Origin of the sequence: Rhodovulum viride (assembly GCF_003265965.1) — a bacterium.
GTDB classification, from domain to species: domain Bacteria; phylum Pseudomonadota; class Alphaproteobacteria; order Rhodobacterales; family Rhodobacteraceae; genus Rhodovulum; species Rhodovulum kholense.
In genome coordinates, this window is record NZ_MUAV01000005.1 from 45,528 (window position 1) to 59,343 (window position 13,816).

Annotated in this window: 15 protein-coding genes; 5 read left to right on the top strand and 10 right to left on the bottom strand. The window is 67.7% G+C overall.

Annotation, left to right across the window (positions count from 1 at the left end; genetic code table 11):
* Positions 1 to 22: 22 nt before the first annotated feature.
* Both BYZ73_RS05455 and hemH read left to right on the top strand, forming a co-directional pair.
* Positions 23 to 868 (top strand): methyltransferase domain-containing protein, encoded by an 846-nt coding sequence (locus tag BYZ73_RS05455; RefSeq protein ID WP_112315198.1) that lies wholly within the window; start codon positions 23 to 25, stop codon positions 866 to 868.
* A gap of 76 nt (positions 869 to 944) precedes the next feature.
* A complete protein-coding gene (gene hemH / locus BYZ73_RS05460; RefSeq protein ID WP_181497979.1) occupies positions 945 to 2,036 on the top strand; it encodes a ferrochelatase in 1,092 nt (363 codons plus the stop codon).
* Between the two features lie 106 nt (positions 2,037 to 2,142).
* On the opposite strand, the gene BYZ73_RS05465 is transcribed toward hemH, so the two are convergent.
* Positions 2,143 to 2,322: a hypothetical protein gene (locus BYZ73_RS05465; protein ID WP_075784163.1), complete on the bottom strand. Its 180-nt coding sequence runs from the start codon at positions 2,320 to 2,322 to the stop codon at positions 2,143 to 2,145.
* Between the two features lie 134 nt (positions 2,323 to 2,456).
* Positions 2,457 to 3,044: a L,D-transpeptidase gene (locus BYZ73_RS05470; RefSeq protein ID WP_108025644.1), complete on the bottom strand. Its 588-nt coding sequence runs from the start codon at positions 3,042 to 3,044 to the stop codon at positions 2,457 to 2,459.
* A gap of 171 nt (positions 3,045 to 3,215) precedes the next feature.
* Here BYZ73_RS05470 and dalA point away from each other — a divergent pair, with 171 nt between their 5' ends.
* Positions 3,216 to 3,752 (top strand): divisome-associated lipoprotein DalA, encoded by a 537-nt coding sequence (gene dalA, locus BYZ73_RS05475; protein WP_112315199.1) that lies wholly within the window; start codon positions 3,216 to 3,218, stop codon positions 3,750 to 3,752.
* A gap of 46 nt (positions 3,753 to 3,798) precedes the next feature.
* Here the strand turns inward: dalA and BYZ73_RS05480 are convergent, their stop codons facing one another.
* From BYZ73_RS05480 to hslO, 6 genes are all read right to left on the bottom strand, one after another.
* Positions 3,799 to 4,293, bottom strand: a complete 495-nt coding sequence (locus BYZ73_RS05480) for a L,D-transpeptidase family protein (RefSeq protein WP_108025648.1) — start codon at positions 4,291 to 4,293, stop codon at positions 3,799 to 3,801.
* 68 nt (positions 4,294 to 4,361) lie between these two features.
* The gene (locus BYZ73_RS05485) at positions 4,362 to 5,573 is read right to left on the bottom strand and encodes a class I SAM-dependent RNA methyltransferase (RefSeq protein ID WP_112315200.1); all 1,212 of its coding nucleotides are present in this window, start codon (positions 5,571 to 5,573) and stop codon (positions 4,362 to 4,364) included.
* Positions 5,570 to 7,411: an ABC transporter ATP-binding protein gene (locus tag BYZ73_RS05490; protein WP_112315201.1), complete on the bottom strand. Its 1,842-nt coding sequence runs from the start codon at positions 7,409 to 7,411 to the stop codon at positions 5,570 to 5,572. Before BYZ73_RS05490 ends, BYZ73_RS05485 begins: the two co-directional genes overlap by 4 nt.
* An 86-nt stretch (positions 7,412 to 7,497) precedes the next feature.
* The gene (locus tag BYZ73_RS05495; RefSeq protein ID WP_112315202.1) at positions 7,498 to 8,664 is read right to left on the bottom strand and encodes a CCA tRNA nucleotidyltransferase; all 1,167 of its coding nucleotides are present in this window, start codon (positions 8,662 to 8,664) and stop codon (positions 7,498 to 7,500) included.
* Entirely contained in the window at positions 8,661 to 9,257 is a 597-nt protein-coding gene (locus BYZ73_RS05500) for an NUDIX hydrolase (protein ID WP_112315203.1), read from the bottom strand. Before BYZ73_RS05500 ends, BYZ73_RS05495 begins: the two co-directional genes overlap by 4 nt.
* On the bottom strand, positions 9,247 to 10,251 hold the full coding sequence (hslO, locus tag BYZ73_RS05505; RefSeq protein WP_112315204.1) for an Hsp33 family molecular chaperone HslO: 1,005 nt from the start codon (positions 10,249 to 10,251) through the stop codon (positions 9,247 to 9,249). Before hslO ends, BYZ73_RS05500 begins: the two co-directional genes overlap by 11 nt.
* Positions 10,252 to 10,326: 75 nt before the next feature.
* Between hslO and BYZ73_RS05510 the strand changes: the two genes are divergently transcribed.
* The gene (locus BYZ73_RS05510) at positions 10,327 to 10,773 is read left to right on the top strand and encodes an NUDIX hydrolase (protein WP_108025660.1); all 447 of its coding nucleotides are present in this window, start codon (positions 10,327 to 10,329) and stop codon (positions 10,771 to 10,773) included.
* On the opposite strand, the gene BYZ73_RS05515 is transcribed toward BYZ73_RS05510, so the two are convergent.
* Positions 10,770 to 12,032: a PP2C family protein-serine/threonine phosphatase gene (locus tag BYZ73_RS05515; protein WP_245943059.1), complete on the bottom strand. Its 1,263-nt coding sequence runs from the start codon at positions 12,030 to 12,032 to the stop codon at positions 10,770 to 10,772. The genes BYZ73_RS05510 and BYZ73_RS05515 overlap by 4 nt on opposite strands.
* Before the next feature lie 164 nt (positions 12,033 to 12,196).
* Here BYZ73_RS05515 and BYZ73_RS05520 point away from each other — a divergent pair, with 164 nt between their 5' ends.
* On the top strand, positions 12,197 to 12,526 hold the full coding sequence (locus tag BYZ73_RS05520) for an Hpt domain-containing protein (RefSeq protein ID WP_108025662.1): 330 nt from the start codon (positions 12,197 to 12,199) through the stop codon (positions 12,524 to 12,526).
* Positions 12,527 to 12,554: 28 nt separating this feature from the next.
* Here the strand turns inward: BYZ73_RS05520 and ilvA are convergent, their stop codons facing one another.
* Positions 12,555 to 13,802 carry a threonine ammonia-lyase IlvA gene (ilvA, locus tag BYZ73_RS05525; RefSeq protein ID WP_112315205.1) on the bottom strand — a complete coding sequence of 416 codons (1,248 nt, stop codon included), beginning with the start codon at positions 13,800 to 13,802 and terminating at the stop codon, positions 12,555 to 12,557.
* Positions 13,803 to 13,816 lie beyond the last annotated feature (14 nt).

Sequence of the window (13,816 nt, forward strand, 5' to 3'; positions counted from 1 at the left end):
CGGGCAACCTGCCGGAGCCAAGATGACCCGACCGCCCGACCTGACCGACCGCCACGCCCTGGCGCTGCACCGCGCCCGGGCCCTCAGGGCGGGGCCCGCGCTGTTCCTGCACGAGGCAGCGGCCGCCGAGATCAAGGAGAGGCTGAACGAGGTTAACAGAACCTTTACGGCCCCGGCCGTCGTGACCCCGTTCGAAACGCCCTGGGCCGACATCCTGCCCTCGGCGCGGCTGGTGGCCGCCGACGAGACCCTGACGTTGGACCCCGGCGCGCACGATCTCGTGATTCACGCCCTCGCGCTGCACTGGTCAGACGACCCGGTCGGCCAGCTGATCCAGTGCCGCCGCGCGCTGAAACCCGACGGGCTGTTCCTGGGGGTCCTGTTCGGCGGCCGCAGCCTGCACGAGCTGCGCAGCGCTTTGGCCGAGGCCGAGACCGCCACCCTGGGCGGGCTCTCGCCCCGGGTGCTGCCGATGGCCGAAATCCGCGACGCGGGCGGGCTGTTGCAGCGCGCCGGGCTGGCCCTGCCTGTGGCGGATTGCGCTGAGATGTCTGTAACTTACGCCAATCTCAACGCGCTTCTTCACGACCTGCGCGCGATGGGCGAGACCAACGCGCTGGCCGCCCGCCACCGTCGGCCCGCGCCGCGACGGCTGTTCGACGAGGCCGCCCGGCGCTATGCGGAAATCCATACCATGCCGGATGGCCGCATCCCCGCGACGGTCGAAATGATCTACCTTGCCGGGTGGGCGCCTGCAGAAACCCAACCGCAGGCATTGAAACCCGGCTCGGCGCGCATGCGCCTAGCCGACGCACTGGGCGCGCACACGCCGCGCCCGGGCTCCGGCGACAGCGGCAGTTCCGATTGACCTGCGTTCAAATCTGTATATTTCCGGGAGGATTCAGAGTTTGAGGCTCGACAGACGCGATACCGGGACCAAGGCGATGTTCGATTCCAACCAGGACGGGCGGAAACCCGCGGCTTCCGGTCTGACTGAAACACGGCCCCTGCACGGGCCCGACGACCACCCGCTGGTGCCGCCGGCGCGAGTCGGTGTGCTGCTGGCCAATCTGGGCACACCGGACGGCTATGACTACTGGTCGATGCGCCGGTATCTGAACGAATTCCTGTCCGACAAGCGGGTGATCGACTATTCGCCCTGGGTCTGGCAACCGCTCCTGCAGCTGGTGGTACTGACAAAGCGGCCCTTCGCGTCGGGCGAGAACTACCGGTCGATCTGGAATCACGAGGCCGACGAAAGCCCGCTGATGACGATCACCAAATCGCAGACCGTCAAGCTGGCCGCCGAGCTGAAGGCGACCTATGGCGACCGCGTCGTGGTCGATTTCTGCATGCGCTACGGCAACCCCTCGACCCGCGCCCGGGTCCGGTCGCTGCTGGAAAAGGGCTGTCAGAAGATCCTGTTCTTCCCGCTTTACCCGCAATATTCCGGCACCACCTCGGCCACCGCCTGCGACAGCTTCTTCAAGGCGCTGATGGACGAGAAATGGCAGCCTGACGTGCGCACCGTCAGCACCTATTTCGACAACCCGCTTTACATTTCGGCGCTGGCCGCCTCGGTCGAGCGGGCCTATGCCGCGGCCGAGCACGAACCCGACATCCTAGTCTGTTCCTATCACGGGGTGCCGCAGCGCTATCTGACCGAGGGCGACCCCTATCACTGCCATTGCCTCAAGACGACGCGGCTGCTGAAAGAACGGCTCGGATGGGATGACAGCCGCATCACCACGACCTTCCAGTCGCGCTTCGGCCCCGAGGAATGGCTGCAGCCCTACACCGTCGAAGAGGTGGCGCGGCTGGCGCAGGCCGGCAAGAAACGGATCGCGGTGATCGCGCCGGCCTTCTCGGCCGACTGCATCGAGACGCTCGAGGAGATCAACGAAGAGATCTGCGAGAGCTTCGAGGAGGCGGGCGGCGAGAAGTTCACCTACATTCCCTGCCTCAACGACGACGACGCCCATATCCGGGCGCTGGGCGAGATCGTGAAGGCCAATCTGCGCGGCTGGGCCGACTGAGTCGACCTGCCGCCGCCGCGGCTGCGCCCCGGTCGCCTGGACAGCAGACAACAAAAAAGGCGGTGGCTCCCGGCCACCGCCTTTTTCGTGTCCTTGCGGACGGATCTCAGTTCGACGCGACGGCGGCGATGAGGATCAGGGCCAGAACCGGCACCAGGATGCCTTGGGCCGAGGACGAGGTGTCCTGAGCGATCACTTCCGGCTCGATCATCGGCTCGGAGTAGCCGCCGGCAAAGGCGGAGGTGGCGGCAACCGCGAAGGCGGCGGCAAGGGCGATTTTCTTCATCTGTCTCTCCTGTAACAGCAGCGCAGGGACTCTCCCCTTCGCGGCATCCTACACATGTAATTTCTCTGTAAGGGATGGCCCCGGATTCTTGCAATCGACCGGAACAGCTTGACCCAAAGACGTCCCGGATGTCGTCAAATTAGCAACACCTGTGTGCCCACCTTGGCCAGGCCGAAAAGCTCGGCGATGTGCTCGTTGTAAAGGCCGATGCAGCCGTTCGACGACCGGCGTCCGATCTTGCGGGTGTCATGGGTGCCATGGATCCGGTAGTAGGTCCACCCCAGATAAAGCGCGTGGGTTCCCAGCGGGTTGTCCGGCCCCGGCGGCACATAGTCCGGCCATTCGGGGTTGCGCTGTTTCATCGCCGGCGTCGGCCGCCATTCCGGCCCCTCGACCTTGCGCACGACGCTGGTGCGGCCGCGCCGGGTCAGGTCTTCGGACAGGGGCACAGAGGTCGGGTACAGCTTGTAGATCGAACCGTCCTCCGACCAGAAATGCAGCGCGCGCGAGGTGGTGTCCACCAGGATCGCGCCGTTCTTCAGGTTCGAGAAATAGGGATGCCAGTCGAGCGCCCGGAAGCTCGAGATGTTGCGCCGCACCATGTCGGTCAGATCGGGCTCCATCTCGGTGGTGTTGGCGAGGGCAGGTCCGGCAGTGACGGCAAGGGCCGTACCGGCGAGGAAATGGCGGCGGGTCAGGCCGCGGGTCGAACGGGTCGTCATATTGCGCTCCGAATGTCGCGTCTTTTCTGGAAGTTCGGGCTGACCATAAGGTTACCCATCGGGCGGAGCAATTCAAACCGGCGTCACTCCCGGCGGATCGCCGCGCGAAGGGTTTGAACACGCCTGCACAAGCGGCTAAAGACCAAAAGACCGACTCTTGGGGTTTTTCTTATGATACGACCGGCTTTGGGCCTCGTGGCCGTACTTTTCGCGCTCTCCGCCTGCTCGACCGGAGGAGAGGTTCGCATCGGTCCCGACGGCAAGCCTCTGCCGACGGTCTACCGGATCTCGCGTTCCGACCAGGGCAAGATCCAGTACCGCATGCTCGACTCGATCAATGCGCTGCGCCAGGCGCGGGGCCTCGCGCCGCTCGAGCTCGATTCGCGGCTGAACGCAGCGGCCGCCACCCATTCGCGCGACATGTCGGTGCAGAACCGCCCATGGCATTTCGGCTCGGACGGGTCGTCGCCGCTCGACCGGGTGGCCCGTGCGGGCTATCAGGGCCAGCTGCGCGGCGAGGACATCTCGGAAACCTACGAGACCGAGCTGGAGACGCTGGCCGCCTGGATGGAGGAATCCGATACCCGGAACATCATCCTCGATCCGCAGGCGACCGATCTGGGCTTCGCCTTCTATCAGGAAATGAACGGCAAGATCTGGTGGACGCTGGTCACCGGACAGCGCACCGCAGCCGGGTCCGGCGCCTGACCCCGGCGTCGGCGGGGCCGCAAGGTCCCGCCTCGCGGCGCGGCGATCAGGGGAAGATGTCGATCACCGTGCCGTCGCGGACCATCGCATAGATGTCCTCCATCTCGGCATCGGTGACCGAGATGCACCCGGCCGTCCAGTCGCCCTTGCGGCGCCGGTTCTTGCGGGCGCGTCCGTGAATGAAGATGTCGCCGCCCGGTTTCTTGCCCAGCGCCTTGGCCTCTTCGATATCGGCCTCGTTCGGATAGGAAATCCCGATCGACAGGTGGAACTCGCTGTTGGGATTGCGGCGGTCGATGTAATAGCGCCCCTCCGGGGTCTTGCCGTCGCCCTCGATCTGCTTGTCGCCGACCGGGGCATAGCCCAGCGAAATGCGATAGGCCTTCAGCACCTGATCGTGGTGCAGCAGGTACAGCATCCGCTGCCCCTTCATGACCACGACCCGGGTGACCTCGGGCCCGTCATAGGTCTTGAACTTCGAACTGCAGCCCGCAAGGGCCGCCATGGCGGTCAGCGTCAGAAACGCACGTCGGTCGATCATTGGGGTCTGCTCGCGCCCTTGCTGTTTCGAACCAGTCTAGCGCAAGCGGCGAACGGCCAAAAGCGCGATCAGCGCGAGAACTGCGCCGCCAGCTCGACATGGCCCGACCAGCGGAACTGGTCGACCGGCTGCACCCAGTCCAGCCGGAATCCGCCGGAACAGAGCCGTTTCGCATCGCGTGCGAAGGTCACCGGATTGCACGAGACCATCGCCACACGCCCCAGATCCGACCGGGCGATCTCGGCGCATTGCGCCTCGGCCCCGGCACGCGGCGGGTCGATGACCACGGCCTCGACCCGGGCCAGCTCGACCGGCAGCAGCGGGCGGCGGAACAGGTCGCGCGCCTCGGTCGTCACCCGTTTCAACCCCGGCGCACCGCGCCAGCCCCGGTCGAGCGCGGCCAGCATCGCCGCCGATCCCTCGACCGCCTGCACCTCGGCGCTTTCGGCCAGCGGCAGAGCGAAGGTCCCCGCCCCCGCGAACAGGTCGGCGACCCGGCGCGCGCCGCCCAGCGCCTCGCGCACCGCCTGGGTCAGCGCCGCCTGACCCGCCTCGGTCGCCTGCAGGAAGGCACCCGCCGGGGGCACCACATGAGCCCGCCCCATGGCCTGACGCGGCGGGCGGCGTTCGGCCAGTTGCTCGCCGTTCCAGCTTAGCCGTGCCAGATCGTGGGTCTCGGCCAGCGCCGCCAGGTCGATCCGAAGCACGGTGTCCAGCGGCTTGGCCTCGGCCACCGCCATGTCGACCCCGTCTTCCGACCGGGTCACCGTGATCGCCAGCGCCCCCTTGCGCGAGGCGCCCAGAAGGGTCGCGGCGGCAGCGGCCGGCAACGCCGCCATCAGGTCGGGATGCAGCAACCGGCAATCCGGGATCTCGGTCACCACGTCCGAGGCACGGGCGTGAAAGCCCACAAGAACGCCCTTCTTGGTGCGCCGCCCGGCCAGCACGGCGCGGCGGCGGCTGGCGGGCGGCGAGGTCAGGATCGGCCGCACCGGCGCCGCAAGCCCCTGCCCCGCGAGCGCCCGTTCGACGACCTGCGTCTTCCAGCCCGCCACGAAGGCGTCGGACCCGTGCTGCAGCGCGCAGCCGCCGCAAGAGGCGAAATGGCGGCAGGGCGGCCGCACCCGGTCTGCGACCGGCGTCACGATCCGGGGCCGGGCAATGCGGCCGCCTTCGGCTTCGCCCTCGACCTCTTCTCCGGGCAGCGCCAAGGCCACCGTCAGACCGTCGCCGGTCAGCCCCTCGCCCTTCAGCGACAGCCGTTCGACCAGATGGCTCACTCGGCCGCCTCCGTTCCGATGAAACCGCCCGACTGCCGCGCCCAGAACCGCGCGTAAAGCCCGTCCTTCGCCAGCAAGGCGGCATGGGTCCCGTCCTCGGCGATGTGGCCGCCGTCCAGAACCACGATCCGGTCCATATGCGCGATGGTCGACAGCCGGTGCGCGATGGCGATCACGGTCTTGCCCTCCATCACCCCGTAAAGCGTCTTCTGGATCACCGCCTCGACCTCGGAATCGAGCGCCGAGGTCGCTTCGTCCAGCACCAGGATCGGCGCGTCCTTCAGGATCACCCGAGCCAGCGCCACCCGCTGCCGCTGACCGCCCGACAGCTTGACGCCGCGCTCGCCGACATGGGCGTCATAGCCGCGCCGCCCGTCGGGGTCCTGCAGATCGAGGATGAAGTCATGCGCCTCGGCGCGCTTCGCCGCCGCGATCATCTCGTCCTCGCTGGCCTCTGGGCGGCCGTAAAGGATGTTGTCGCGCACCGACCGGTGCATCAGGCTGGAGTCCTGGCTGACCATTCCGATCTGGCGGCGCAGGCTTTCCTGGGTGACACGGGTGATGTCCTGCCCGTCGATCAGGATCTGCCCGCCCTCGGGGTCGTAGAACCGCAACAGCAGCTTGACGAGGGTCGATTTCCCGGCGCCCGAGCGCCCGACCAGCCCGACCTTCTCGCCCGGTTTCAGCACCAGATCGATCCGGTCGAGCCCGCCCGACCCGCGCCCGTAATGATGCGTCAGCGCCCGCATCTCGATCCGGCCCTCGCGGAATTCAAGCGCGGTCGCGTCCGGCGCATCGACCAGTTCGATCGGCTGGGCGATGGTCTCCATCCCTTCCGAGATCACCCCGAGCGACCGGAAAAAGCTCGACAGCGCCCACATGATCCAGCCGGTCATCGCGTTCAGCCTCAGCGTCAGCGCGGTCGCCGCCGCCACCACGCCGACGCTGGCCTGACCCTGCATCCACAGCGCGATGGCCCAGCCGACGACGCCGACGATCAGGAACCCGTTCAGCGCGGTCAGCGCCACATCCATCTTGGTGATGATCCGCATCTCGGCGCCGAAGGCCTTGCGCAGATCCTCGATCGCCTCCTTGGCATAGCCAAGCTCGCTGTCGTGATGGGCGAACAGCTTGACCGAATGGATGTTGGTATAAGCGTCGACCACCCGGCCGGTGACGGTGCTGCGCGCGTCGGACGAGGCCTTCGAGGCCACGGCAATGTTCTTCATCGTCCAGCGCACCAGCACCGCATAAAGCGCAAGCCAGGCCAGAAGCGGCAGCATCAGCCGCGGGTCGGCCTGCCCCAGCAGCACCAGCGCGCCGCCGACATAGGCCACGGCAAAGGCGATGGCATCGAAGATCTGGAACACCGCCTCGCCCGCGGCGGGAGGCGTCTGCATTTGGCGGTTGGCGATGCGCCCGGCAAAGTCGTTCTCGAACCAGCCGACCGACTGGCGCAGCACATGGGCATGGGCGCGCCAGCGGATCAGGGTGCCGAAATTGGGCATGATCGCATTGTTCAGCACCGCCACGTCCAGCGCCTGCAACGCGGGCCGGAGGATCAGGATGAACAGTGCCAGCCCGATCAGCGACAGGCCGTGATCCTGCCAGACCTGCCCGGGCGTGCCCGAGGACAGCATGTCGACCAGCCGGCCCATGACGTCGATCAGCCAGATCTCGACAATGGCCACCAGCAGAGCCAGCACCGCGGCGACCGCGAAGACCTTGCGGAACGGGCGCATATAGGCCGCCAGGAACGGCCAGAGCCGGTTCGGCGGCGTATCGGTCTGCGCATAGGGCGCATAGGGGTCGATCAGGTTTTCGAAGTGGCGGAACATGGCGGGATCTCGTGCGGTACGGGCAGAGCTTACAGGGGCGGCCGGGCAAGAGGAACACCCCGCGAACAGGGAGGCGCGGCCCGCGCCTATCCCTGCCGGGCGCGGGCGATCAGGTCGGCCGCGCTCAGCCGGAAGCCCGAGGCGATCCAGTCGGCCTCAAGCCGCTTGAGCGCCGCGCCCAGCGCCGGACCGTCGAACCCGGGCATCAGGTCGGCCGCGCTGAGCGGAAACCGGGCCTCAGTGCCCCGGGCAAGCTCGGATGCCAGATCGCCGGACAGCGGTTGGCCCAGCGCGGCAGAGCGTAACAGCACCGCATCGCGCGCCATGTCGGGCCCCAGCCGGTAGGCCAGTTCGGCGGCGCCCGCCAACTGACCCGCCGCGCCCGTCAGCCGGTCCAGACGCCGGGCCTCGGCCTTGCTCAGGCGCAACCGCCTGGCCGGGGCCTCACCGCCCAGCGCTGCCAGCCGCCGGACAGGATCGGGGGGCAGCCCCTCGGCCTGTTCAAGGGCAACGAGAACCGGCAGGGCGCGCGGATCGGCACCGGGCAGGGTCCGCGCCAGAACCCCGGCAGCCGCCATCGCCGCGACGCTGGGCGCAGGATCGGGCGCGGACAGAAGCTTGCGGATCTCGGCGCCGATCCGCTCCTTCGACAGCGTCTCTATTCCCGCCGAATTCGCGGCCGCAGCTGCCAGACCGTCGGCATCCAGCCCGGCATCGGGATCGCCATACCAGGCATGAAACCGGAAGAAGCGCAGGATGCGCAGGTAGTCCTCGCGGATCCGCGCATCGGCATCGTCGATGAACCTTACCCGCCGCGCCGCAAGATCCGCAAGACCGCCAAGGGGATCGATCACCGCGCCCGCGGGCGTCGCGTAGATCGCGTTCATGGTGAAGTCGCGGCGGCGCGCGTCTTCCTCGGGACTGTCGGCGAAGGCCACGACGGCGCGGCGGCCGAAGGTCTCGACATCGCGGCGGAAGGTGGTGACCTCATGCGGCAGATGCCCCGCCACGACCGTGACCGTGCCATGGTCGAACCCGGTCGGCACTGCCTTCAGCCCGGCGGCCTCGGCCAGCGCCATCACGGTTTCGGGCCGGGCATCGGTGGCGATGTCGATATCGGTCACCGGCACGCCCAGCAGCGCGTTGCGCACGCAGCCGCCGACGAAAAGCGCCCTGTATCCCGCACGGGTCAGTACCGCGCAGACCGACTGGGTGTGGTCGGCAAAGAACCAGTCGCCGAAGACCCGGGTCATGGCTCCACCCGGTCGGCCAGCGCGCGCAGGATGCGGGCGGTCGCGCCCCAGATGTAATAGGGGCCGTAGGGGACGGTGTAGTAATAGCGCCGCTGGCCGCGCCAGATCCGGTACTGGATCGAAAACCGGGCGGGGTCGCGGACATGCTCGAAGGGCACGTCGAAGACCTCGTCGACCTCGCCGGCCTCGGGCACACGCAGGAAATCGGGGCGCAGCCGGGCCAGCACGGGCGTCACGGTGAACCCGGTCACCGTCTCGTGCGGCGGCATCGTGCCCAGCACCTCGACATGGCTTTCGGGCAGGCCGATTTCCTCGCGCGCCTCGCGCAGCGCCGCCGCGACCGGCTGTTCGCCCGGCTCCAGCTTGCCGCCCGGAAAGGCGATCTGGCCGGGATGATGGGTCAGCCGCGACGACCGTTTGGTCAGGATCAGCTGCAGCCCGGCCGGTCCCGGCGCGAGGCCGACCAGCACCGCGGCCGGACGCAGCACCCGCCCCTCGGGCAGCACGAAGTCCGGGTTCAGGTCGTGGTCCGAGGTTTCGCGCCCGGGCCGGGCCAGCGCCGCCGCCAGCGCCTCGAACGGGTCACTCGGCATCGGGGTCCTTCTCCGCCTCGAAGCCCAGCGTCGCCGGGTCGAGCACGTAATGCGCGCCGCAGAACTGGCAATCGGCGGTCACCACGCCCTCGGGCGTCGTCATGTGGCCGATATCCTTGGCCGAATAGATCGACAGGCTCTGCCGAACCCGCGCCTCGGAACAGGTGCAGCCGAACTGCACCGGCTGCGGGTCAAACACACGCGGGCGCTCTTCGTGGAAGAGCCGCACCAGAAGGTCGGTCGGCTGCACGCGCGGCCCCACCAGTTCGATTTCCTCGACGGTATCGAGCAGGATGTTGGCGCGATTCCAGTGTTCGGCCTGGGCGCCCTCCAGCATGTCCTCGGCCTGCAACAGGCCCTCCTCGCCGCTGCCGCCCTCGGGGCTTTGCGGGATCGAGGCCCTGGGCATCAGCTGCAGCATCACTCCGCCCGCGCGCCAGTGCTCGCCCTTGCCCGACCCGGGCAGCATCGCCCGCCCGAAGCTCAGCGCGAAGCGGGTCGGCAACTGTTCGGACTGGGCGAAATATGTCTCTGCACAGGCCGAAAGCGCGCCTCCGGCAATGGGCGTGATGCCCTGATAGGGCACCGTGCCCGGCCCCTGGTCGAGAAGCACGGCGAAATAACCCTGCCCGATCTGCGAGAACGGGTCGACCGAAGGGTCCAGCCGGTCCTTGTCGAAGCTGGCATAGGCACGGATGCGGGCCGGGGCGCCATCCTCGGACGGCGCATAGTAGTCGGTCGCGATCAGCCGCGCCGGGCCGTCGCCGCGAACCTGCAGGCTGAGCTTCCAGCGCAGCTTGATGGTCTGCCCGATCAGCGCGGTCAGCAGCGCCATCTCGGCCACCAGCGCCTCGATCGCGGGCGGGTAGTCGTGCTGCGCCAGCACATGGTCGAGCACGCCGTCCAGTCGGGCGACCCGCCCGCGAACGTCGCTGCGGTCAAGCTGGAAGGGAAGGACGGTATCGTCCCAGGCGATCTTCGATCCGATGGACATGGGGTTTCCTTGGGCTCTGGGCCTTGGCATACCCGCCTTATATAGACGCGGCAACGAAAGCACAAAGAGGCGGCAATGATCCGGCGATTCGGAGAGGCGGTCAGGGCGGACCAGCGGTACCGGCTGAGACCGGGCGCCTATGCCCTTCTGGAACGCGACGGGCTGCTTCTGGTCACCCATCAGCAGGCGCCGGTGCCCGAATACCAGCTGCCCGGCGGAGGCATCGACCCGGGCGAATCGCCCCTGCAGGCGCTGCATCGCGAGGTGTTCGAGGAAACCGGCTGGAAGATCGAGTTGCGGCGGCGGCTGGGGGCATTCCGGCGCTTCACCTACATGCCCGAATACGACATCTGGGCGGAAAAGCTCTGCACCATCTATCTGGGCCGTCCGGTCCGCCCCTACGGTCCGCCCAGCGAACCCGGGCATACCGCGCTGTGGATGCCGGCAGACGTGGCCGCGCGGCAGCTCGGCAATGCTGGCGACCGCCATGCGGTGCGGCGCTGGCTGGGGCTGGCGCGCTAGCCGAACTCGAACAGCACGGCCGAAACATCGTCGGGAAAATCGCTGCGTCCGCCGGTAAAGGCGGTCAGCCCGGCCTGGATCGCATCGAGAAAGGCCGGGCCGCGAGCCGCGGCATTGGCCTCGATCAGGCGGCGCAGGCCGTCGTCGCCCAGCTGGGTGCCGTCCGGCGCGGGGCATTCGGTGATGCCGTCCGACACCAGCAGGACCCGGTCGCCCGGCGCAAGCCGGACCTCGCAGCAGTCGAAGCTGGCGCCGGGGATCAGCCCCAGCGGCAGCCCGCCCTCGCCCAGATAGTCGAGGCGCCCGTCCGCGCGCTGCACGACCGGATGCGGATGCCCGGCCTGAACGAACCGCATCTGCCCGGTGTCCAGCGCCACGAAGGCCAGCAGCAGCGTGAAGTAATGTTCGGTCTCGATATCCTCGAGAAAAAGCCGGTTGAGATGCGCGGCGACCTCGGCGGGCGGGCGGGCGCGATAGGTGCCGCCGGGCCCGGGTTCCAGCGCGATGTTCTGGTCGGGCGAGCGCGAGCCCAGAAGCCCCGCAAGACGCGCGGTCAGCATGGCCGAACTGATCCCGTGGCCCGACACATCGGCCGAGAATACCCCGAGCTCGCCCGGCCCGGCGGGAAAGAAGCCGACCAGATCGCCGCCGACATGGCCGCAGGGGCGCAGCAGCAGCGACACCTCGGACCCGCCGAACCGGCGGTGGCGTTCGGGCACCAGAGATTGCTGAAGCTTGCGTGCCTCGACCAGATCGCGGTCGAGCGCGTCGTAAAGCGTGCGCAATTCGCCCAAGGCATCGGTCAGCAGGCGGTTCTTGTCGCGCAGCTGATGTTCCATCCGGAGGATGCGTTCGCCCGAAGCGATCCGGGCGCGCAACTCGCTGGCATTGACCGGCTTGGTCAGGAATTCGTCGGCCCCGACATCAAGCCCGTGGATCATCTCCACCGTTTCGGATTTCGAGGTCAGCAGGATGAAATAGCCATAGCTTTCGCGCGGCAAATCGCGAAAAGCCTGGCAGAATTCGGGGCCGTTCATGCCCGGCATCATCCAGTCGCTGATGATCAGGTCGACCGGCCGGTCGCGGCAGATATCCAAAGCCTCTTCGGCCGAGCCGCATTCGGCGACCTCATATCCCCAGCGTTCCAGCGACGCGCGCAGGATCCGCCGTTGCAGGCGGCTGTCATCGACCAGAAGAACCAGTCGTACGAGGCCGGTCTTCGCAGGGTCGAGATGCGTCGGGTCTGGCTGGGCGTTCACGGGGGTCCCGGTCCTGATCTGGCTTTAGTTCATAAAGCCGCCGACTTAACGCCCCATGAACGCGCGAATTAGACCCATCTGACCGGGTATGGAATAAGACCCCGTTAAGCGGTCTCCGCTAGCGTCCGGACTGGGTGGATATGCAAGGCGATGGAGTATGTGCGATGATCGAGTGGACTCGTGTTGAAGAGTTGCGGGACGAAGTCGGTGAAGACGCGTTCGACGAGGTGCTCGATCTTTTTCTCGAAGAGGTCGACGAGGTGATCGAGCGTGTGGCCCCGGGGCGCGACCCGGCCGATCTGGCCGCCGATCTGCATTTCGTGCGGGGCTCTGCGCTCAATCTGGGGTTCAAGGATTTCTGCGTGCTCTGCCAGGGCATCGAACGCCAGCTGGCCCAGGGCCAGAGCGTCGATCTGGTGCCCTTGACCGCGGCCTATGCCAGTTCGAAGGTCGAGCTTCTGGGCAAGGTCCGCACGCGCCGCGACGTTGCCTGACGGGCCTTGGACCTGACGGGCACGCCCGTCAGATCAGGAAATCGGCGAGCGTCGGGTCCTCGGTGATGTCGCGATAGGTCAGGCCCTGTGCCTCCATCCGCGCGAAAAGGGCCGCGAAATTGCGCGCATCCGTCGTTTCGATCCCGATCAGGACGGTGCCGAAATTGCGCGCCGATTTCTTCAGATATTCGAACCGGGCAATATCGTCCTCGGGCCCCAGAAGATCGAGGAAATCGCGCAATGCACCGGGACGCTGCGGCATCCGCAGGATGAAATACTTCTTCACCCCCGAAAACCGCTGGGCACGTTCCTTCACTTCGGGCAGCCGCTCGAAATCGAAATTGCCGCCCGAGGTGACGCAGACCACCGACTTGCCCTCGATCTCCTCGGCCAGCCCCGGCAGCACGTCGACCGACATCGCGCCGGCGGGTTCCAGCACGATCCCCTCGACATTCAGCAGATCGAGAATGGTGGTGCAGATCCGGTCCTCGGGCGCCAGCAGCACATCCGCCGGATCGATCCCGCGCAACCGCTCGAAGGTGCGCGCGCCGATCCGGGCCACCGCCGCCCCGTCGACGAAGGTGTCGACCTTGGGCAGGGTCACTGGCCCGCCCTGGGCCAGCGCGGCGGTCAGCGAGGCGCCGCCCACGGGCTCGACGAACCGGAAGCCGATGCCGGGCGCGGTCTCACGCAGGAAGGACACGACACCGGCCGCCAGACCGCCGCCGCCCACCGGCAGGATCACCAGATCGGGGGTGTGATACAGCACCGACATCAGCTCGACCGCGACCGACGCCTGCCCCTCGATCACGTCCTCGTCGTCGAAGGGCGCAAGGAAATGCCCGCCCACCTCGCGGCAATAGGCCTGGGCCGAGGCCAGCGTGTTGTCGAAATAGTCGCCGGTCAGGCGGATCTCGATATTGTCGCCGCCGAAGATCCGGGTCTTGCCGATCTTCTGGTCGGGCGTCGTCACCGGCATGAAGATCACGCCCCGGACGCCGAAATGGCGGCAGGCGAAGGCCACGCCCTGGGCGTGGTTGCCCGCGCTGGCCGCGACGAAGACCGGCGGCTCGGCCCCGCCCGCCAGCACCTTGCGCATGGCGTTGAAGGCGCCGCGCAGCTTGTAGGACCGCACCGGGCTGAGATCCTCGCGCTTGAGCCAGATATCGGCCTTGTAGCGTTCGGAGAGGTGCACGTTGCGTTGCAGCGGTGTGGGCGGGAACAGCGCGCGCATCGCCTTTTCGGCGGCGCGGGCCTTTTCGGCAAACTCGGTCATGCTGCAGCAATGGC